This is a genomic window from Microbacterium sp. CFBP9034, assembly GCF_034045255.1.
In the GTDB taxonomy this organism is placed as follows: domain Bacteria; phylum Actinomycetota; class Actinomycetes; order Actinomycetales; family Microbacteriaceae; genus Microbacterium.
In genome coordinates, this window is the sequence record NZ_JAXCWC010000002.1 from 645,236 (window position 1) to 666,656 (window position 21,421).

Annotated in this window: 15 protein-coding genes; 5 read left to right on the forward strand and 10 right to left on the reverse strand. The window is 71.0% G+C overall.

The features are described 5' to 3' along the window. Positions 1–8 precede the first annotated feature (8 nt). Positions 9–1,616 (forward strand): SDR family oxidoreductase, encoded by a 1,608-nt coding sequence (locus tag SOM19_RS14230; protein ID WP_320487257.1) that lies wholly within the window; start codon positions 9–11, stop codon positions 1,614–1,616. On the opposite strand, the gene SOM19_RS14235 is transcribed toward SOM19_RS14230, so the two are convergent. The 5 genes from SOM19_RS14235 to SOM19_RS14255 are packed head-to-tail and all read right to left on the reverse strand — an operon-like array spanning position 1,591 to position 8,090. Beyond that, positions 1,591–2,145: a GNAT family N-acetyltransferase gene (locus tag SOM19_RS14235; RefSeq protein WP_320487258.1), complete on the reverse strand. Its 555-nt coding sequence runs from the start codon at positions 2,143–2,145 to the stop codon at positions 1,591–1,593. The genes SOM19_RS14230 and SOM19_RS14235 overlap by 26 nt on opposite strands. Before the next feature lie 34 nt (positions 2,146–2,179). Next, on the reverse strand, positions 2,180–3,856 hold the full coding sequence (gene cydC, locus SOM19_RS14240) for a thiol reductant ABC exporter subunit CydC (RefSeq protein ID WP_320487259.1): 1,677 nt from the start codon (positions 3,854–3,856) through the stop codon (positions 2,180–2,182). Further along, a complete protein-coding gene (cydD, locus tag SOM19_RS14245; RefSeq protein WP_320487260.1) occupies positions 3,853–5,595 on the reverse strand; it encodes a thiol reductant ABC exporter subunit CydD in 1,743 nt (580 codons plus the stop codon). The genes cydC and cydD overlap by 4 nt, the downstream gene beginning before the upstream one ends. A 5-nt stretch (positions 5,596–5,600) precedes the next feature. Beyond that, a complete protein-coding gene (cydB, locus tag SOM19_RS14250; protein WP_320487261.1) occupies positions 5,601–6,635 on the reverse strand; it encodes a cytochrome d ubiquinol oxidase subunit II in 1,035 nt (344 codons plus the stop codon). A gap of 9 nt (positions 6,636–6,644) precedes the next feature. Continuing rightward, positions 6,645–8,090, reverse strand: coding sequence for a cytochrome ubiquinol oxidase subunit I (locus tag SOM19_RS14255; protein WP_320487262.1), 1,446 nt, complete (start codon positions 8,088–8,090; stop codon positions 6,645–6,647). A 176-nt stretch (positions 8,091–8,266) separates the two neighbouring features. On the opposite strand from SOM19_RS14255, the gene moaA reads away from it, so the two are divergent. From moaA to SOM19_RS14270, 3 genes are all read left to right on the forward strand, one after another. Next, positions 8,267–9,325 (forward strand): GTP 3',8-cyclase MoaA, encoded by a 1,059-nt coding sequence (gene moaA, locus SOM19_RS14260; RefSeq protein WP_320487743.1) that lies wholly within the window; start codon positions 8,267–8,269, stop codon positions 9,323–9,325. Position 9,326: 1 nt separating this feature from the next. Continuing rightward, positions 9,327–10,223 carry a formate dehydrogenase accessory sulfurtransferase FdhD gene (fdhD, locus tag SOM19_RS14265; RefSeq protein ID WP_320487263.1) on the forward strand — a complete coding sequence of 299 codons (897 nt, stop codon included), beginning with the start codon at positions 9,327–9,329 and terminating at the stop codon, positions 10,221–10,223. A 100-nt stretch (positions 10,224–10,323) separates the two neighbouring features. Then, positions 10,324–12,498, forward strand: coding sequence for a serine hydrolase (locus SOM19_RS14270; RefSeq protein WP_320487264.1), 2,175 nt, complete (start codon positions 10,324–10,326; stop codon positions 12,496–12,498). A gap of 12 nt (positions 12,499–12,510) precedes the next feature. On the opposite strand, the gene SOM19_RS14275 is transcribed toward SOM19_RS14270, so the two are convergent. After that, positions 12,511–12,897 (reverse strand): hypothetical protein, encoded by a 387-nt coding sequence (locus tag SOM19_RS14275; protein WP_320487265.1) that lies wholly within the window; start codon positions 12,895–12,897, stop codon positions 12,511–12,513. Positions 12,898–12,961: 64 nt separating this feature from the next. After that, positions 12,962–14,386 carry an ATP-binding protein gene (locus tag SOM19_RS14280; RefSeq protein WP_320487266.1) on the reverse strand — a complete coding sequence of 475 codons (1,425 nt, stop codon included), beginning with the start codon at positions 14,384–14,386 and terminating at the stop codon, positions 12,962–12,964. Between the two features lie 117 nt (positions 14,387–14,503). Here SOM19_RS14280 and SOM19_RS14285 point away from each other — a divergent pair, with 117 nt between their 5' ends. Further along, the gene (locus SOM19_RS14285) at positions 14,504–15,751 is read left to right on the forward strand and encodes an MFS transporter (RefSeq protein ID WP_320487267.1); all 1,248 of its coding nucleotides are present in this window, start codon (positions 14,504–14,506) and stop codon (positions 15,749–15,751) included. A 16-nt stretch (positions 15,752–15,767) separates the two neighbouring features. On the opposite strand, the gene SOM19_RS14290 is transcribed toward SOM19_RS14285, so the two are convergent. From SOM19_RS14290 to SOM19_RS14300, 3 genes are all read right to left on the reverse strand, one after another. After that, entirely contained in the window at positions 15,768–16,718 is a 951-nt protein-coding gene (locus SOM19_RS14290) for a manganese catalase family protein (RefSeq protein WP_320487744.1), read from the reverse strand. A 105-nt stretch (positions 16,719–16,823) separates the two neighbouring features. Continuing rightward, positions 16,824–17,003, reverse strand: a complete 180-nt coding sequence (locus tag SOM19_RS14295) for a hypothetical protein (protein WP_320487268.1) — start codon at positions 17,001–17,003, stop codon at positions 16,824–16,826. A 22-nt stretch (positions 17,004–17,025) separates the two neighbouring features. Then, the gene (locus SOM19_RS14300; RefSeq protein WP_320487269.1) at positions 17,026–21,378 is read right to left on the reverse strand and encodes a family 43 glycosylhydrolase; all 4,353 of its coding nucleotides are present in this window, start codon (positions 21,376–21,378) and stop codon (positions 17,026–17,028) included. Positions 21,379–21,421: the final 43 nt, after the last annotated feature.

Below are 21,421 nucleotides of genomic sequence, written 5' to 3' on the forward strand. Positions count from 1 at the left end.
CTGCCGACATGGACGACTTCTCCGCGCCCACCGGCCGTGAACCGGCGCTCGCCGCCGTGCCGCGCCCGGACGGCACCCCGCCCCGCGCCCTGGTGATCGGCGCGACGGGCTACATCGGGGGACGCCTCGTGCCTCGACTGCTCGCCGCCGGCTACGAGGTCCGCGTGCTCGCCCGCGATCCGTCGCGCGTCGGCACCTTCACATGGGGAAGCCGCGTCGAGGTCGTCGCGGGCGATGCCGCCGACGCCGCGGCCGTCGCCCGGGCCACGGCCGACGTCGATGTGCTCTACTACCTGGTCCACTCGATGTCGGCCGGGAAGGGCTTCGCCGACGCCGACCGGCGCGCGGCCGCAACCGTCGCGGCGGCGGCGGCCGCGGCATCCGTCCGGCGCATCGTGTATCTCGGCGGCCTTCACCCGGAGCAGGTCGCGCTGTCGCCGCACCTGCGCTCCCGCGTCGAGGTGGGGGAGGTGTTCCTCGGCTCCGGCGTGCCGACAGTGGTGCTGCAGGCCGGCGTCGTGATCGGCTCGGGATCGGCCTCGTTCGAGATGGTGCGACACCTCACCGAAGTGCTTCCGTACATGCCGGCGCCGAAGTGGGTGCGCAACCGCATCCAGCCCATCGCGGTGCGGGACGTGCTGCACTACCTGCTCGGCGCCGCGCGGGTCGCGCCGGACGCGAACCGGGCGGTCGACATCGGGGGCCCCGACGTGCTGCGCTACGGCCAGATGATGAACGGCTACGCCGTCGAGGCGGGCCTGCACCAGCGGGCCATCGCCGCACTGCCCGTGCTGACGCCGCGGCTGGCCTCGCTGTGGGTGAATCTGGTCACGCCGATCCCCGCGTCGATCGCGCGCCCGCTCGTGGAGTCGCTGCAGAACGAGTGCGTCATGAAGGACCACGCCGTGGACGCGCTGATCCCGCCGCCCGAGGACGGGCTCACCGGGTATCGCGCGGCCGTGCGCCTCGCCCTCGGGCGCGTGGAGGACGACAGCGTCGAGACGAGCTGGCAGGACGCCGAGGTGCTCGGAGTGCCGAGCGATCCGCTGCCCAGCGATCCGGACTGGGCTGGACGCGTCGTGTTCGTCGATGCCCGGAGCGCCCGCACCAGCGCGCCGCCCGAGGCGCTGTGGCGCGTCATCGAGGGCATCGGCGGCCAGAACGGCTGGTACTCCTCGCCGATCCTGTGGGCGGTGCGCGGCTGGATGGATCGTCTCGTCGGCGGCATCGGCCTCGCTCGCGGGCGCCGCTCCAAGGCGCGGCTGGGCGTCGGCGACGCGTTGGACTTCTGGCGCGTCGAGGCGATCGAGCCCGGGTCCTTCCTGCGGCTGCGGGCCGAGATGAAGGTGCCGGGGCTGGCCTGGCTCGAGCTTCGCGCGACGGCGGATGCCGAGGGCTCGCGCTACGACCAGCGCGCGGTGTTCTTCCCGCTGGGGCTGGCGGGCCGGCTGTACTGGCTCGCTGTCCTGCCCTTCCACGGCTTCATCTTCGCCGGCATGGCGAGCCGCATCGCCGCCGCTGCGGAGTCGGAGGCCGGCGGGGCGGCCGAAGCTCGCACCGCGGAGGAGCTCGACGTGCCCGCGCCCGATGTCACGGCGCCGGAAGCCGCTCGCTGAGGTCTCGCACGCGGCGGCGTTCGAACAGCGCGTGCACGTCGCCGCCGCCGATCCGGCGCTCGTCGGTCATGGTCGCGCCGTCCTCGCGCCAGCCGTGGCGCTCATAGAACGCCGCCGCGCGCTCGTTGCCGTCCAGCACCCACAGGTGGGCCTTCCGGAAACCCGCGGCGCGGAGGTGCTCCTCGGCGACGAGCATGAGCGCGTGACCCACGCCGCGTGACCAGAACTCGGGCCGGGCGTAGATGGCGAACACCTGACCGTCGCGCGGCCGGTCGTCGTCGATCGACGCGCCGACCGCCGCCCACCCCGCGACGACCCCGTCGACCTCGGCGACCAGTTCGCTGCCGCGGGGGTCGACGTGCATCTCGTCCCACCGGGCGAGCCGCCGCACCGCCTCGGCGTCGGCATCCAGGCGATCGAGCAGGTCCGCCGACATGAGCCCCGCGTAGGCCGCCCGCCAGGTGTCGACCCGCAGATGCGAGATCGCCCGCACGTCCTCGCGGGTGGCGCGCCGCACGATCAGGCTCATGGCTTCGACGGTAGCGGAGGCATCCGCTCGTCCGTCACCTCGCGGGAACCACCCGGCCGTGCTCGAGACGCACGACGCGGTCGACGAGGTCGGGCGGCACCGTGAGGTGCGAGATCAGCACCACCGCCTGGTCGTCGCCCACTGCGCCGAGCAGGTCTGCGAGGAGGGCGTCGGATGCCTCGGGGTCGACGCCGGCCGTCGGCTCGTCGAGCACGAGTACGGGGAACCCCCGCAGCAGCGCCCGGGCGAGCGCGATGCGCTGCGCTTGGCCGCCCGACACGAGGGCACCGCGCTCGCCGACCCGCGCGCCCAGTCCGCCGCGCTCGTGCAGCCAGTCGCCGAGTCCCACGCGGGCCAGCGCGGCCTCGAGCTCGGCGTCGGTCGCGGTGTCGCGGGCGAAGAGCAGATTCTGGCGGATGTCCTCGTCGAACAGCATCGGGCGCTGCTCGCACAGGCCGACGGTCCGCCGCACATCGTCGCCGGCGAGGTCGTGCACGGAGCGGCCGCCCAGGTCGTACGCGCCGTCCGTCTCGAGGAATCGCACCAGCGCGTGCGCGAGCGTGGTCTTGCCCGCTCCGCTCGAGCCGATGACGAGCAGCCGCTCGCCCGGGTTCACGTCGAGGTCGACGTCGTGCAGCGACGCGTCGCCGCTGCCGGGCCAGCGCACCGAGGCGCCGCGCAGCCGTACGCCGTCGCCGAGCGGGGCAGCGTCGCCGGTCGCGGGGACGGTCTCGTCCACTACCTCTGCGGGCAGCTCGGCCGGGAGTGCTCCGGCGATGCGCTCGGCCGATGCCCGCACCTGACGCCACGCCGAGGCGGCCAGCGGGACCGCGGCGAACACCTCGAACACCGCCATCGGGACGAGCACGACGACCGCCAGGGACGGGCCGTCGAGTGCCCCGGATGCCGCGCCCGGCGCAGCGACGAGGACGGCGAGGATCGACGCGGCACCGGCGAGCAGCGAGACCAGTGCCGCCGTGCCGGCCTGGGCGACCGCCCGTCGCACGATCGCGCGGCGCAGGGCGGCGTCGGCGGCGGCGATGCGGTCACGGCTCTGCGCCTCGGCGCCGAACGCGGCGAGCACGTCGAGACTGCTCAGGTGGTCGAGCACGGCATCGGCCACGCGCGCCCGCAGCGGCGCGATGTCCCGCTCGGCGCGGGCCCCCGACGCCCACCCCCACAGTGTCGCGGCGCACCCGGCGGCCACCAGGCAGCCCAGCAGCGCGAGGGCGGCCGGCCACCACACGAACGCGACGAACACCACTGCGGCGAGGGCGACCACGGCCGAGGAGACCAGCGGCTGGACCACGCGCAGCGGAAGATTCTGCAGATCGTCGACGTCGTCGACCAGGGCCCCGAGCACCGATCCGCGCCGCGTGCGAGCAAGTCCGTCGGGAGCCAGCGGCACGAGCCGGCGCACGAGCGCGCTGCGCGTGGAGGCGAGCTGGCCGAGCGCGGCATCGTGGCCGGTGAGGCGCTCGAGGTAGCGGAACGTCGCCCGTGCCAGCGCGAAGAAGCGCACGCCCACGACCGCGGCGGACAGGTACAGCACGGGGGGCTGCTCGCTCGCGCGCACGATGAGCCAGGCGCTGACCGAGAGCAGGGCGACGGCCGACGCCTCGGACGCGAAGCCCGCGGCCAGCGCCGGCCAGAGGCGCTTCCACGGGGGCACGGCCCCGCGCAGCACGTCTCGCGCCGTCACGGCCGTCATGCGCTCACCCCGCTGTGCTCGAGGCGCACGACGTCGTCGGCGATCGCCCGGGCGCTCGTGCGGTGCGAGATCAGCAGCACGGCCGCGCCGTCGTCGGCGAGCGCCCGGACGCTCCGCCACAGCCGCTCCTCGGTGCCGGGGTCGAGCGCGGCGCTGGGCTCGTCGAGGGCGATGAGGCCCGCGCGACCGCGGAGGCGACGGTAGAACGCACGCGCGACCGCGACCCGCTGCGCCTGACCGCCCGACAGTCCGGCGCCCTGGACGCCGAGGTCGCGGCGCGGATCGAGGTCGTCGGCGCAGGCCAGCGCGAGGGCCTGTCGTACGAGGCCGGGATCGGGCTCGAGGTCGCCGAGGGAGACGTTGTCGCCGACCGACCCTGAGACGAGTCCGGCCTGCTGCCCGGCCCACGCGAGCCACGACGAGGGCCCCAGACGGCGGACATCGACCCCGTCGTAGGAGGCGTCCCCGTCGAAGGCGGCGGCCCCGCGCAGCGCGGCGAACACGCTGGACTTGCCGATGCCGCTCGGACCCTCGAGGAGGGTGACGGCGCCCGGGGCCGCCGTCAGCGACACGGGAGGCAGCATGCGCTCTCCCCGCCGTACGCGCACGTCGATCAGCCGCAGCGTCGCCCCGTCCGAGAGCGACGATGCGGCGGTCGCGGCCGGGGCCGTGGGCAGAGCACCCTGCGCGGCGTCGAGCACCTCGAACACGTCGTCGGTCGCGGCGACGCCCTCCGACGCGGCGTGGAACTGGACGCCCACCTGGCGCATCGGAAGGTACGCCTCCGGGGCGAGCAGCAGCACGAACAGGCCGACGCCGAGCGCGAGCGCTCCGTCGATGAGCCGGAAGCCGATCGAGACGGCGATGATCGCGACCGAGATCGATGCGAGGAACTCGAGTGCGAAGCCCGACAGGAACGACACCCGCAGCACGCGCATCGTCTCGCGGCGGTACTCCCCGGTCACCTGCTCGATGGATGCCGCGGCCCGGTGCTGACGGCCGAACACCTTGAGTGTGGCGAGCCCCTGCACCGTGTCGGCGAAGCGCGCGGCCAGGCGCTGCAGCGTCTGCCACTGCCGCTGCTGCACCGACCTCGTGGCAAGCCCGATCAGCACCATGAAGACGGGGATGAGCGGCAGCGTGAGCACCACGGTGAGGCCGGAGAGCCAGTCCTGCCACCACATGACGGCGATGATGAGGGGGGTCGCGATCACGGTCTGCACGAGCTGCGGCAGGTAGCGCCCGAAATACGCCTCGAGCGCGTCCAGCCCGCGACCTGCGGTGATCGCGAGCCGTGCGGAGTTGCGGCCGGCGAGCCAATCCGGTCCGAGGACGCCCACCGCCGCGACGAGCGCCGTGCGCAGCTGGGTCTGCACCCTCGCCGCCGCGCGTGCCGCGACGGACTCGCGCACCCAGAGGAGCATCGCTCGGGCTGCCACCACGACGGTGAGGGCGCCGAGAGTCGCGGTGAGCTCGGCGAGTGGCATCCCGTCGATCGCCCCGATGATCGCCCGCGTGAGCAGCCAGGCGAACGCGACGATGACGGCCGTCTGGGCCACCGCGATCACGCCGAGGGCGACGAAGAACGCGCGGGACGCCGTCGCATAGCGGAGCAGTCGCGGATCGACCGGTTTGGGTCCTCGGCGGGGAGGGCCGTCCTGCGGCGTTTCGTCTCGCTGCGCTCGCTCAACGACCAACCGGTCGTTGAGCGAGGAGCGGAGCGACGAGACGAAACGCATCGATATCAATGTACGGCCGCGGCGACCGCGTCCTCGATGCGGGTGCGCGAGACCCGCTTGCGGAAGATCCAGTACGTCCAGCCCTGATAGAGCAGCACGAGCGGCAGGAAGATCGCGGCGGCCCAGGTCATGATCGTGAGCGTGTAGTCCGTGCTCGACGCGTTCTCGATCGTGAGGCTGAACGCCGGGTCCGTCGACGACGGCATCACGTTCGGGAACAGCGCGAACCACAGGGTCAGCACCGCCGCCGCGATCGTCGCGGCTCCGAAGCCGAACGCCCAGCCCTCGCGGTCGCGGAGGTTGAACAGCAGCGACATGAGCAGCGTCACCGCCGCGAGGGCGGCACAGCCGATGACGAGCGCCATCAGCGGAGCGCCGTGTCCGGCGGCGATGAAGACGGTCCATAGGAGGAACGCCGCGGCGACCACGACGGCGAGCGCGCCCGAGCGCCGTGCCAGCCGGCGGGCGTCCTGGTGCACCTGCCCGTCCGTCTTCAGTGCGACGAAGTACACGCCGTGGGTGAAGAACAGCAGCAGCGTCGTAAGCCCGCCGAGCAGGCCGTACGGGTTCAGGAGGGTGAGGAACGAGCCTGCGAACTCGTGGTCCGCGTCGATCGGGACGCCCTGGACGATGTTGGCGATCGCGACGCCCCAGAGCAGCGCCGGCACCGCGGACCCGATGATGATCATCGTGTCGAACCCCTTCTTCCAGCGCAGGCTGTCGCGCTGGTGACGGTATTCGAACGACACTCCCCGCAGGATGAGGGCGAGCAGGATCAGGAGGAGCGCCAGATAGAAGCCGGAGAACAGCGTCGCGTACCACTCGGGGAACGAGGCGAACAGGCAGGCGCCGGCGACGATGACCCAGGTCTCGTTCAGATCCCACACGGGGCCGATGGTGTTGATGATCTGGCGGCGGCCGATGTCGTCCTTGCCGAGGAAGGGGAGCGACATGCCGACCCCGAAGTCGAACCCGTCGAGCACGAAGTAGCCGACGAAGAGGAATCCGACGATCCAGAACCAGAGGTATGAGAGGTCCATGCCGCGCTCCTAGTAGACCGTCGTCGGGGTGTCTTGGACCGCGCGCTCCCGCGGGTCGGGGTCGTCGGGTCCCGGCAGCGGGTCGGGGCCCTTCTGCGCGGTCTTCACGATCAGCCCCACCTCCACGACCGCCAGTGCCGCGTAGATCAGCGTGAACGCCACGAGCGAGATGAGCACCGTCCATCCGGGCACGCTCGGAGAGACGCCGTCCTCGGTCAGCATCAGGCCGAACACGATCCAGGGCTGCCGGCCCATCTCGGTGAAGACCCACCCGACGAGGATCGCGAACAGCGACGCCGGCCACGCCCAGACGGCGAGCTTCCACGCCCACGCCGGGACGTCGCGCTTCGCCTTCCGGCGAGTGAGCCAGAGGCCCACGACGGCGGTCAGCGCGGCGATGCCGCCCAGGCCGATCATCCAGCGGAACGCCCAGTAGGTGACCCACAGGACGGGGGCGAAGCTGCCGTCGACCTGATCGGCGAACTGCGGGAACAGCTCGGTCGTGTACTGGGCGTTCAGGTCGTTTATCCCTTCGACGCAGCCGTCGAGCGAGTGGGTCGACAGCAGCGCGAGCAGGTAGGGCACGCGGATCGAGAAGAGCTCGGTCGAGCCGTCCGGCGTGCCGAGCGTGAAGATCGAGAACGAGGCGTCCGCCCCGCAGGCGCTGTCGAAGATCGCCTCGGCCGCCGCCATCTTCATCGGCTGCGTCGACACCATCACGAGGCTGAGCTGGTCGCCCGAGAGCGCGACCCCGGCGAAGGCGACGATCATGCCCCAGAGCCCGTAGCGGAGCGCCGGTCGCATCATCTCCACGTTGCGGTGGCGGGCGAGCTGCCACGCGGCGATCGAGATGATGACCCCGGCGGTCATCATGAATGCCGCGAACAGCGTGTGCGGTAGAGCGGCGAGGGCGACAGGGTTGCTGAGCACCGCCAGGAAGTCGGTCATCTCAGCGCGAGAGCCGTCCTCCGCCATCCGGAACCCGACGGGGTTCTGCATGAAGGCGTTGGCCGCGAGGATGAAGTACGCCGAGAACCACGCGCCGATCGTGGCGATCCAGATGCTCGCGAGGTGCAGCGCCTTGGGGAGCTTGTCCCAGCCGAAGATCCACAGGCCGATGAACGTCGCCTCGAAGAAGAACGCCATCAATCCCTCGAAGGCGAGGGGGGCGCCGAAGACATCGCCGACGAACCGCGAGTACGAGGACCAGTTCATGCCGAACTGGAACTCCTGCACGATGCCGGTGACCACGCCCATCGCGAAGTTGATGAGGAAGATCTTCCCGAAGAACCGGGTGAGGTGCAGCCACTTGACATCGCCGGTGCGGAACCAGGCGGACTGGAAGATCGCGACCGTCAACGCCATGCCGAGCGTCAGGGGGACGAAGAGGAAGTGGTACAGCGTCGTGAGGCCGAACTGCCAACGGGCGAGCAGCAGGGGGTCCAGCAGATCCACGGTGCATTCTCCGATCACTCAGGCCGACCTGTGTGGTCTGACCACAGTAGCATGTGGTCAGACCACACGGATCGCCCTCGATGGGCGGCGCGCGACTACCCTCGGAACATGGCTAGGAACGTTCGGCGGCGGGAGACGCGCGGGTGACCGCGATCCCCGTCACGATCGCGTCCCGGATGCCGGGGCCCGCCGTCGGGGGCGCCACGGACGTCGCCGGGCGCCCGGGTGATGCGCTCGTCGACACCCACGGGCGGGTGCACCGCGACCTCCGGATCTCCCTCACCGACCGCTGCTCGCTGCGCTGCACGTACTGCATGCCCGAGCAGGGGAACGAGTGGCTCGCCAAGACGAGCATCCTCACCCTGGACGAGATCGTCGGGATCGCGCGCATCGCCGCGGCCGACGGCATCACGACCTTCCGTCTGACCGGCGGCGAACCGCTGCTGCGCACCGACATCGTCGACGTCGTCCGTCGCCTCGCCGCCCTCACCGGACCCGACGGTCGCCCCGTCGACATCGCCATGACGACCAACGGCATCCGGCTGCGAGAGCTCCTGCCCGCACTCGTCGACGCGGGCCTGCGCCGCCTGAACATCTCGATCGACACCATCCGGCGCGACCGCTTCCGCGAGCTCACCCGCCGCGATCGGCTCGATGACGTGCTGGACGGGATCGCGGCGGCCGCGGCATCCGGTCTCCGCCCCCTGAAGCTCAACGCGGTGGCCATGCGCGACGTCAACGACGACGAGCTCATCGACCTCGTCGACTTCGCCATCGCGCACGGCGCCCAGATGCGGTTCATCGAGCAGATGCCGCTCGACGCCGGCCACACGTGGGATCGCTCGCGCATGGTGACGCAGGACGAGATCCTGCAGACGCTGTCCTCGCGGTGGTCGCTCGAGCCGGTTCCCGGCCGGGGCGGTGCGCCGGCAGCGCGGTGGCTGCTCGACGGGGGCCCTCACACGGTGGGCGTCATCGCGTCGGTCACCGCGCCGTTCTGCGGCGACTGCGACCGGCTGCGGCTCACCGCCGACGGCCAGCTGCGCAACTGCCTGTTCTCGAGCACCGAGTACGATCTCCTGCCGATCCTGCGGGCCGCACAGGCGGCCCCGGCGCAGGACGAGGCGATCGACCGGATGCTGCGCTCCTGCGTGCACGGCAAGCTGCCGGGCCACGCGATCAACGACCCGTCTTTCCTGCAGCCCGCGCGCGGCATGAACGCCATCGGCGGCTGAGGTGGGCCGGCTGACGGTGAACCGACCGGTCGTGAAGATCACGGTCGGGCCGGACGGCATCGGTGAGCGCCGGCGCAGCGACGCGCTGGTGGTCGAGGAGCCGCTCGAGATCCGGGTCGCCGGGTCGCCGCTCACGGTCACGATGCGCACCCCCGGGCACGACATCGAACTGGCCGCGGGCTTCCTCGTCTCGGAGGGCGTCATCGCGGCGGCCGCCGACTTCCGCTCGGCGATCCACTGCGGCGGTCCGGGCACCGGCGCCCCGCCGATCGCGGGGACCGGGAGGGCGCCGGAGAACACCTACAACGTGCTCGACATCGCGCTCGCACCCGGCGTCGAGCCGCCGAGCACCGACATCACCCGCAACTTCTACATGACGAGCTCGTGCGGCGTCTGCGGCAAGGCCTCGATCGACTCGATCGCCGCCGTCTCGCGCTACGACGTGGGGGCGGATGCCGCGACCGTCGCCGCGGCTCGCCTCCTGGGATTCCCGGACGCGCTCCGCGCCGGGCAGACCGTCTTCGACAAGACCGGCGGCCTTCACGCCGCCGCGCTCTTCGACGCCGAGACGGGGGAGCTGCTCGTCGTCCGCGAGGACGTCGGCCGGCACAACGCGGTCGACAAGGTGATCGGCTGGGGGGTCCTCGCCGATCGACTGCCGCTGCGCGGCACCGTGCTCCAGGTCTCCGGACGCGCGAGCTTCGAACTCGCGCAGAAAGCAGTGATGGCCGGCATCCCGATCCTCGCGGCGGTGTCGGCGCCGTCGTCGCTCGCCGTGGAGCTCGCCGCGGAATCGGGCCTCACGCTTGTCGGGTTCCTGCGCGGCGAGTCGATGAACGTGTACACCCGGGCGGACCGCGTCACCGCGGACGTTCCCGTCAGCGCCGCGGGGACCTGATGGGCGGCGCGGGTGCCGCACCGGATGATGAAGCTCTCATCTTCTGTCGGCGCGCCGGGGTCGGCTCGTAGGCTCTGGCACAGCGGAAGACAATGTGACTATGACGACGAATCGACAACGGGCTGTGGCAGTGATCGCCGCGGTTGCGATCACGGCGCTGTTCGGCACCGAGGCCGCCGTCGCGGTCGTGCCGGTGCGCACTCCGATCTCGATCGCTCAGGATACGGAGACGGATCCCTCGACGGAGGCCGAGCCGACCCCCCAGCCCACCGGCTCGCCGAGCCCGACGCCGACGCCTACGCCCACGCCCACGCCGGAGCCGACGCCCACCCCGACGACCACGCCCGTCCCGACTCCCACCCCGACGCCCACGACGCGACCTGAGCGCGACGAAGAGGAGTCGGTGGACGAAGGCGCGGGCAGAATCGCCGAAGCGCCGGTCGCGGTCCTTCCCGCCCCGGGGCGCATCGGCGGAAACGATCGCTACGCGCGCGCCATCCTCGCCTCCCGGGCGACCTTCCCGTCCGGAGCAGGCACCGTCCTGATCGCGAACGGCGCGGCATCGGTCGGTCCCGTGATCGCCGCGACGATGGCCTCCGCGAGGAACGCGCCGCTGCTCTACTCGGCGACGGGGTCGATCTCGTCGGCCGTCCGCGCCGAACTCGGGCGCCTCGCCCCCGCGAAGGTCGTGCTCGTGGGCAGCGACGCAGACGTCGACGGCAGCCTGGTGTCGGCGCTCAAATCGATCGCCCCGGTGGAGCGCGTGCTGCTGACATCGCGCTATCAGGGCTCGCTGCTCGCGCTGCGGCAGAGCGCGCCCACCGATCGCGTGTTCGTGACCGGTTCGAGTCTGCTCGACCTGGCGGCGGCATCCGCGGCCGCCGCGGCGACGGGCGGGTCGGCCCTCTCGCTGGAGAACGCGCGCGGCGCCGTCGATGCCGCGACGGTCGAGGCCCTGCGGGCGCTCACGGTGACGAAGCTCGTGATCGTCGGCGGCGGGTCCGCGATCAGCTCCGCCTACCAGGCCTCGCTCACGGCAGCGGGCTTCGCCGTGACCCGGGTCGATGGAGCGGACGACTTCGCCCGCTCACTGGCCCTCGTGAAGAAGGTGCCGGCGCCGGTCTCACGCGTGTATGCGGCCAATCCGGCGATCGTGTGGGATGCGGCCACCGCGGCCGCCATGGCCGGCGCCACCCGGCAGCCGCTGGTGTACACCCCCTATCAGTGCATGCTCACGGTGGCCTCCGACCACATCAAGAAGGTCGGAGCGCGGGTCGTGGGCGTCGGGAAGACCAACTGGCTGCGTGCCGCTGCCGTGGCGAACACGCCGTGCTCCACCGAGAAGCACCGCTTGGACGTCAGCCTGCATCTCGCCATCGACGCCGTGGCGGCGCGGTATCCGGGCACGTATGCCGTCTCGGTGCGGGAGATGGGCCGCGTGGGGCAGACCGTGTCGGTCATCGGAGGGACGAGACTCGAGCCCGCCAGCATGATGAAGCTCTTCGCCGCGTATGCCGCCCTCAAGCGCATCCAGGACGGGCAGGCCTCGTTCGACACGAAACCGCTGCACACCACGCTGCGCGACTGCCTGCGCGTGATGATCCACGCGTCGGACAACTTCTGCCACACCGACATCGCCCACTGGATCGGGCTCGGCAACCTCAACAACATGATCCGGGCGGCCGGGTTCACATCGAGCTCGTACGGCTACGTGCCCGCCGGCACGAGTGTGCTCTACGGCGGCAATCGCACGACCACCAACGATCTGACGATGTTCATGGTGAAGCTGGAGCGCGGCGAGCTGCTGCAGAAGAGGTACGCGGACGTCCTGCTGGGCTACATGCGCACGCAGATCTTCCGTTCGCGGATCCCCTCGGGGCTTCCGCCGGGAATCGTCCAGGAGAGCAAGCCCGGAGCGCTCTGGATCGCGTCCGGGCTCCTGCAGGCCGACACCGCGGTGGTGCACGGAGCCCAGACGAGTTTCGCGATCTCGATCATCGGCACCGACGGACCCGACAAGGCCGCGCTCCCGGCGATCGCTCGCACCGTGTACTCGCACTTCTTCGGCACGTTCGGCGCGGCCAAGGTCTACCCGGTGATGCAGATGGCCACGAAGACGAGCGCCCCGATGCGCTCCTCCCCGGGTGGCCCCATGCTGGGTTCCATCCCGGCGGGAGCCGCGCTCGAGGTCTTCGACGCCAACCGCATCTGGTACAAGGTCTGGTACGCCGGTCGGCTCGTCTGGGTCGACTCGTCTCAGCTCCGCAATCGCTGATCGACGACTCGGTCAGACCAGGTAGAGCTGTCCGAAGATCAGGATCGCGATGAAGAAGACGGCGAGGATCGCGGTGATGATGCCGAGCGTCTTGCCCGAGAGCTTCGCGACGCCGAACCCGACGAGGAACGGGATGGCGAGCAGCAGAGCGGCGACCAGCCACCAGAAGGTCGTGTAGCCGGCGAGCGAGGCCTCTTCGAGGCGGCCGCCGAAGAGCTGCTGCGACGCGGGGTGCGTCGCGAACGACACCGCCGTCGTGATCGGCACCGCGACGAAGGCGAAGACGATGAGACCGATCAGGGCCCCCCAGAGGCCGGGGCTCCCGTTGCCGCTCATCACGCCGCCGTGTCCGGGAGTGCTCTCGTAGTGGTCCGCCTGCTGCTGCTTGCCTGATGCCATGCCGCGACTCTAGCGGGGTCCGCGGTGGCCGCCCGTCATCCGAACAGGATGAGAATCAGTCGGGCTAGCCGTGCAGCGAGCCGAAGTGGCCGAACGACTGCGGACCAGCGTGATCCTCTCCGACCGCACCGGCGAATGACCGGGCCATGGCACTCGCCGCGTCGAGCATCTCATCGAGTGCGGCGTCGAGGTGCTCGTCCGACAGGGGGGTGTCGGCCAGGGCGGCGCGCAGAGCAGCCCGGCGGATGAGCTCCTTCGCGAACGACGCGGTCACCCCCTCGGAGCGGTCGGCGGCCGTGTCGAGCGCAGCGGGGCTGAGCGGGGTGCCGGCGGCGTAGAGCGCGAGCAGCGTGCGGCGGGCCGCGGCATCCGGAAGGGGGATCTCCACCGCGAGATCGACACGGCCGGGGCGCTGTGCGAGCGCGGGCTCCAGCAGGTCGGCGCGGTTCGTCGTGAGGAGGAACGCGATGTCGGCGTCGCCGCCCACCCCGTCGAGCGCGTCGAGGATCTCGAACAGCAAGGGCTGCGGCCCGCCGAACATGCCGCGCTCCATCGCGACGAGATCGACATCCTCGAACACGAGCAGCGCCGGCGTCATCGCCCGCGCGAGGCGCGCCGCCTCGGCCACGTGACGAAGACTTCCGCCCTGCAGGAGGATCGCGGTGCGGCCGGGCGTGGCGGAGAGCAGATGCTCCACCGTCAGCGTCTTCCCCGTTCCGGGCGGACCGTAGAGCAGCACCCCGCGCTTCAGGTGCTGTCCGTAGGCTCGCAGGGCCTCCGCCTTCTCGCTGATGCCGATGATGTGACCGCGGACGCCGTCCAGTACGCCGCGCGGCAGCACGATGTCGTCGGCCCCGATGCTCGGGCGGCGCAGGAACGTGAGGCCGCCCAGGCCCTGACCGTACTCGTCCGAGGTGAAGCTGACGACGTTGCCGCGGATCACGCTGAACTCGTTCATCGCCTCGTGCAGGCGAGCGATCAGCCGCGACGACACGTCGCCCTCGGCCGCGAGGACGTCGACGGTCACCGCGTCACGGCCGTGCATCGGCGAGGCGTTGCGCACCAGGACCGCCACCGGTGCGCCGTCGAACCGGAACAGGTGCAGTCCGAACGCCACGGTCTGCCGGGTGGAGTGCGGCCCCGTCGGCGTGGTCACGTACTCGACCGGTCCGGGGGCGAACGTCGTGTACCGGTGGGCGAGGAGATTCTGCGTGTCCTCGTGATGGCGCTCCATCCCGCCCGCGACGCCGACCAGCCGGGCCTCGGGGTCGTCGGACGCGACCGTGGCGAGTGCGATGTCCGCGTCGGCCAGCCGGTGCGGGCTGATCCGCTCGCTGGTGACCGGCACCGCGTGGGCGTCGACGCCGAGGTGCTCGCGCACGAGCGCTCCCAGCCGGGTCTCCTGCGGCTCCCGTGTGTCGGGCATCTCATTCAGCCGTCGGACGAGTCGCTGCAGATCGGTCACCAGGGCGCGGTCGGTCGAGTCCATCCGATCACCGTAGCGGCCGGGGAGGTCGCCCGCGGAACCATCGCGTGAGCGGTCGTGAGGGCGCGGCATCCGTCGTCTGCAAGGGTGGAAGCACCACCCCCGACGGAGGGAGCACGGATGGGCGCGAGCGACGACGGCCTCTTCGGGCGACCCGCGTTCGTGCGGTACTTCGCGGCTGTGGCCGTCGGGGCGTTCGGCACCGCGCTCACCGCTGTCGCCATGCCGGTGCTGGTGGTCGACGTGCTCGGCGCGGATCCCTTCGAGGTCGGTGTCGTCGCCGCCGCCCAGTTCGTGCCCTACGCGGTGCTGGGACTCGTCGCCGGCGTGTACGTCGACCGGTGGCGGCGCCGGCGCGTGCTGGTGTGGGCGAGCATCGGGCGGGCGGTCAGCCTCGGACTCATCCCGGTGCTGTGGTTCACCGGCGTGCTGCACCTGTGGGTGCTCGTCGTGCTCCTGCTGCTGTTCGGCTCGTTCGCGGTCTTCGGCTTCGCCGCCACGCAGTCCCTGCTGCCGCAGATCGTCGATCGGAGGGCGCTGCTGGCCGCGAACGCCCGCCTCGATCAGGCGGAGGCCGTCGCCCACACCGCCGGCCCGGCGATCGGCGGCGGTCTGGTCGGGCTCGTCGGCGCGCCGCTCGCGATCGCGGTCGATGCGGTCACCTATGTCGTCGATGCCGTGCTGATCGCCGGGGCCCGGATCACGGAGCGCGTCGATGCCGCCCGCGCGCGGCGCTCGCTGCGCCGTGAGGTCGCCGAAGGCCTCCGATGGACCTACCGGCATCGCACGCTGGCGCCCTTGGCCTGGTCGACGCACGTCTGGTTCGTCGCGAACGGCGCCGCCCTCACGCTGCTCTCCCTCTTCGTGCTGCGCACCCTCGGGCTCTCGCCCTTCGCCTTCGGCCTGCTGTTCGCGGTCGGCGGCGTGGCCACCCTCGCCGGGGCAGTGCTCGCCCTGCGGAGCGGCGCGCGGTTCGGAGCGGGCGCGACGATCACCGCGGCCCGCGCGCTCTATCCGGTCGCGTGGGCGCTCATCGCCGTCACCCCGGACCAGTCGGGAACGGATGCCGCGACCATCGCCGTGCTGTTCGCCGCGTTCGCCCTGCAGGGCTTCGCGGGCGGCCTCGAGAACGCCAATGAGATGAGCTACCGCCAGGCGGTGACACCCGATGCGCTCCTCGGCCGGATGAACGGCACGCTGCGCTCGGTGAATCGCACGATGGCCGCGCTCGGCGCGCTCGCGGGAGGCGTCGCAGCCACCTTCGTCGACCTCCGTATCGCGCTGCTGGTGGTCGCTGCGGTGTTCGCGATCGCCTTCCTCATCGCGCTCTCCTCGCCGGCGCGATCCGCACGCGCCGACGAGGAATGAATCGGACCGGCGCTGTTCAGGCGAGCCGGCCGAAGGTGAGCTCCATCTCGGCCATCTCCATCTCCGCGGTCGCCGCGATCAGCTCACGCAGTTCGGCGTCGGCGCCGGGCGCGAACTCCTCGGGACGCTCCGGCGCGATCTCGATGGGCACACCCTCCGGCGCCTGCTCGGTCGCATCGAGGAACGTGCCGTCATTCGAGGGCGACATGCCCTGGAAGATGCGGCCCGCCTCGGACTGCCCCCCCAGGTCGAACGAGTACTGCTTGCTCTGCAGGCCGAGGTCGAGCAGACGCCGCACCTCGGGAAACTGCTCCGCGCTCGTCTTGGGGATCGGGAGCGATGTGCGCCAGTTCACGCCCAGCGACTCGAGCGCCTTCGCGTATGCGTTCTCGTGGGCCTGGTCCCGCACGATCAGGTACGAGATCGTCGACCGAGCGGTCTTGTTCGAGGTCATCTCGTAGATGCGGCACTTCTGGAGGCGCCCGGTCGACTCCAGCATGAGGTTGTAGAGCAGGTCGAGCACCAGGTTGCCCGAGTTGTACACGTAGCTCCCGCTCCACGGGTTTCCGGCCGCATCGACCGGCAGGGCACCCTGAGCCCCCACGAGGTAGTGGTGGATGTTGCTCGTGCTCAGTGCGATGTCCAGCGGCGTGCTGCCGCCCGCCCCGGGCTCGTCGACCGGATCGTCCGCCTTGCCCTGGTAGCGCGGTGACCCGTCGAGCAGTCGTGAGATCGTGGTGCCGATGAGTTCGACGTGCCCGATCTCCTCGGTGCCGATCCCCTGCAGGAGGTCGCGGAACGGCTTGGCCGACGGACCCCGGAAATTCATGCTCTGGAAGAGGTACTGCATCATCGTGCGCATCTCGCCGAACTGGCCGCCGAGCCCCTCCTGGAGGGCATTGGCCGCGGCGGGATCGGGCTCGTCGACCTCGATGGGGTTGATGAGGTGGGGGAGGTGGAAGTACATCGGATGCTCCTCGTCGATGGGGGTGGGGTGCCCACCCTCCACGCGCGCCGCGGCGATAGGGAGGAGGTAGCCGTCGCCCGGCTGCCGCACTACACTGCACCCGCCTCAGAGCAGCCCGGTCTCCACCCGATCCTGCAGCCAGGCGGCGGCGACCAGCCCCTGCGCCCGCTGAAACTCCCGCAGCGCGGGAAGCGCAGAGAGCACCGGCAGCACCGCCGGACCGGGGAAGTACCCCGTCAGCGCGGCCAGGATCAGGGTAGGCCGCGGGCCGGGTGTGCAAGACACCCGGCCCGCGGTCGTCCGAGCCTCAGCCGCAGCTCTGCAGCGCGTACGAGGCGTCGACCACGGACGTCGACGGCTCGGCGCCTCCGGTCGCCGTCGCGGTGACGGTGACCGTGCCGGCCTCGATGTTCGGGAGGCGGGTGGTGAAGGCGTGCGAGACCGACTTGCCGGGCGCAAGGGCGGCGACGGCCTTCGCGCCGAACGGTGTCCTGATCTGCAGCGCGACCGTCTCGTCGTCGGGGTTGCTCGTCTGCACCGCGAGCACCACCTTGCCCGCCACGCAGCGGGAGTTCACGGCGACCTGGATCTCAGGTCCGGTCTCGGGGAGCTCGATCGTCTGCGGGGCGACGCTCTCGAGCGTCGGAGTGATGGGCTTGATGAGGCCGTCGCTGCCGAACTCCACCTTGTCGATCGTCGTCTCGCGGTGGTTGCCGTCGCCCCCGGGCATGGCGAACCGGTGGTAGGCGATGTACCAGTCGTCGGTGCCGGGGACGTTGATGATCGAGCTGTGGCCGGGGCCCTTGATGCCCAGCGACAGATCCTTCTGCAGGATCACGCCGCGGTACGTCCACGGCCCGTTCATGCTCGTCGCCGTGGCGTAGCCGACACGGTAGTTCTCGGACCCGGTGTCGTCGATCGCGTAGGTGAGGTGGTAGAGGCCGTTGCGGTAATTGAAGAACACGCCCTCGCGGAAGTCCGTCAGCCCCGTGATGCGCTGATAGGTGCCCGCCTTGATCGAGACCATGTCGTCGTTCAGCTCGGCGAGGACGGGTGACCCGTTGCCCCACCCGAGGTACCACTTGCCCGACACCGGGTCGTGGAACGCGGCCGGATCGATGGCCTGGCCCGACGTGACGGCCTCGTTGTTGAGGATCATGGCGTTCGGCTGCGCGAGGAAGGGGCCGAGCGGGCTGTCGCTCACCGCGACGCCGATCGTCTTGCGGTTGAGCGCGGCGTTGTGGCCGCTGAAGTAGAAGTAGTACTTCCCATCGCGTTCGATGATCGTCGGCGCCCATGCGTTGCCTGTGGCCCACGGCACATCGCCGTTCGCGCCGTCGAGCGTGAGGAACGGCTCCTCCGAGCGCTCCCAGTCGACGAGGTCCTTCGAGCTCCAGACGTAGAACTCCTTGCCGCCCCAGCCGGCATAGCCGTCACTGGTGGCGTAGATGTAGTACGTGTCGCCGAACACGGCGATATTGGGATCGGCGTACAGCCCGGGCAGCACCGGGCTGTTCACCACGGTCGCCTTCAGCGTCCACTGCGCGGTCTCGCCGCCGGACGCGGTCAGCGTGTAGGTCACCGGCTCGGACAGATCCACGACGGTGCCGGAGGCGGGCGACGCCGTGACGCCGGGGACCGTCGAGAACGTGGGCGCGAGGGCGGTGACGTCGGTGCCCTTCACGACGGGCAGCACCGCGGTGTGCGCGGAGCCGCTCACGATGGGCGCGAGCTTGAGCTTCTCGGGCTGTGTGAGGGAGATGTCGAGCAGCTGGTCGGTGACCCCGGCGTTCGCCAGCACCTCGGTGTTCGACAGCGCGCGGTTGTAGACGCGGACGTTGTCGAACCAGCCCTGGAAGTACGCGTCGCCGGAGTAGAACGACTTGCCGAGGTACGCGGCGAGGTCGGTGCCGAGCTGCTCGACCGTGGTGCCCAGCGCGGTGTTCTCACCGAGCTTCACGCCGTCCGCGTAGACGGTCATCGTGGTGCCGGCGAAGACGACGTCGATGCGGTGCCACTGGCCGCTCTCCACGGACCCGGTCACGGCCGACTCGTTCTGCCAGGACGTCTGGGTGATCGCGCTGCGCACATCGCCTCCCCGCACGCGGAGGAAGTAGTACTTGTTGGTGTCCGCGCCCAGGGCGAAGGTGAAGAAGTTGCCGCTCGTCCGCTCCGACTTCACGTCCATCGACAGCGTCATGGTGCTGCGTCCGTCGAAGAAGCCGGTCGGGAACGACGCGAACCCGTTCGTGGTGCCGTCGAGCCGCAGCGCCTTGCCCTGCGCCGGGTCGGTCGCGACCGCCGCCGTGCCGCTCGCGGTGAGGTCGGCCGTGCCGATCGAGTCGGCGAGGGTGCCGTCGTCGAAGGTGTACTCGGCGATGGGCTCCTGCTGTGGCTCCTCGGGCTCCTCGGGATCGACGGGGGTGTCTCCATACGCTTCGAGCAGGCGCTCCTCCTCGGCCGCCGACAGTCGCAGCACGGAGCCGTGCCGGAACCGCTGGTCGAAGGAGTACTGGTTCGCGCCTGCGCCCACGCTCAACTGTTCGAAGTCGAGACTCGCGAGCGTGTCGGCGGTGTGGCCGTAGTAGCCGCTCTGGTCGCCCATCACGGCCCAGCGCTCGTCGGGCAGCTGGTACACCGTGAGCCCCTCCATCGACGCGCGGAGGCCGTGTGCCGCCGCTTCACCGCGGTCGATCACCCGTGTCCACGGTCCGTCGAGGCTCGTCGCGGTGTCGACCACCGTGAGCCAGTCCGACGTCGAGAAGCGGTAGTAGGTGTCGCCCTCCTTCGCGATGGTGGAGTCGATGATGTTCGGCCCCGTCGCTCCGTCGCCCTTGTCGTTGAGCGACGTCCAGATCTCGGGTTCGGTGAAGTTCACGAAGTCCCGCGTCTTGGTGAGGTACATCCGCAGCGCCCAGTCGGGGGTGCCGTCGTCGGTGCGGTCGCGGGCGGCCCAGTAGACGTAGTACTCGCCGGTGGCCTCGTTGTAGGTCGCCTCCGGAGCCCAGACGCAGCCGGCCTGGTCGAACCCGGCGAACACGATGCGCTGGTCGCTCCAGTTCACGAGGTCGGTGGACTCCCACACCACGAGGTTCTGGCTGGCGTTGAGCTGGTCCCAGCCCGAACCGCCGGCTCCGCCGCCCTCGGCGTGGAGATCGGTGCCGATGATCCAGTACTTGTCGCCTTCGGGCGCGCGCACGAGGTGCGGGTCGCGCACCCCGAGGTCGCCACCCAGGTTCGCGAGAATCGGTGCGTTGTCGTTCAGCTTGGACCAGTGCAGGCCGTCGTCGCTGTGGCCGTAGAAGATCTTCTCGTAGCCGCCCTCGGTCGCGAAGTGCGTCCAGAGGTAGCCGGCCGTGTAGTCGGTGTCGAGGTCGGCGTCGATGGCGGTGACGGTGACCGGGATCGCGCGGGTCGCGCCGGTTCCCGGCACCGAGGCGGTGAGGGTCACTGCCGTGTCGGTCGTGCCTCGTGTGACGACACCCGCGGCCTTGCCGCCCTGCGCGGAGGTGGTGATGACTCCGGCGGGGGAGGCCGACCACGCGATGTCGCTGCCGTTGACGCTGCCCTCGCCGGGAAGTGTGATGTTGCCCCGGATGTCGTCCGCGTTCGGGATCACGAGAGCATCGAGGTCGGCCTGTGCGAGGGCGTCGCCCCCGGGGAGCGGGAGGACGGTCGCGGTGAAGGTGCGCGGGCCGAACGCCATGCCGCGTGCGAGCGTAGCGGTGAGCGTGACGGTGGCCGCGGGCTGGCCGGCGGCCGGGCGGGTGACCACGCCGGCGGCCGTGATGACGCCGGTGTTGCTGGAGGCCCACGTGATCGTCGAGCCGTTGGCGCCCTTGGCGGGCAGCGCGAGGTTCGCCGTGACGGCACTCAGGTCGCCGAGCGACAGCGCCGCGGCATCGCGCTGCAGCCGGGTCGCGTCGGACGGGGTGAGCGCCGCGACCTCGGTCGCCGAGAGCGCGGTGTCATAGATGCGGACGTCGCGGAGGCTCCCGGCGAGCGTCTTGTCGGCGGCGTACACCGAGCGCCCGAGATAGTTCGCGGTCGTCACGCCGCCGCCGATGGAGCCGGGGGTGATCGTGACGCCGGTGTTCTGCCCGACCTGGGCGCCGTCGAGGTACACCCGCGCCGTGTTCGTGGCGTCGTCGAGGGTGTAGGTGATCGTCTTCCAGACGTCGCGCTCCAGGTTCGCACCACTGTTGGCGGTCTGTTCGGTGGACCAGTTGCCGCTGGCGATCGACGTCTTGTACCCGTTGCCCGTCGAGTACAGGTAGCCGTTGCCCACACCGGCGCCGTCGGTGTTGCCGAAGCCGTAGATGAAGTACGGCGTGCCCTGCGCGGACCGGACCAGCACTTCGGCGCTCACCGTGATCGAGTTGAGCCCGGCGAGCAGATTGTCGGGCAGCTTCACGTGGTCGTCGGCGCCGTCGAGGCGCACGCCTTCTCCTCCGGTCAGCCCCGGCGAGCCGACGTAGATGCCGTTGCGCCCGGCGCCGGAGGCGTCGATCGCCGCCGTGCCGGTCGTCTCGTCGAGCGGATAGTGCGCAACGAGCTGCGAGGCGGCCGTTGCCGGCGATACGCCCACGATCGCGCCGGTGGCTCCCAGAGCGATCGCGGTGAGTGCCGCCAGGGCACGTCGAACGAGGGGCTGCTTCATTGCACTTCCTTCGGGTCGCCGCGCAATCGCGGCGGAGAGGTGG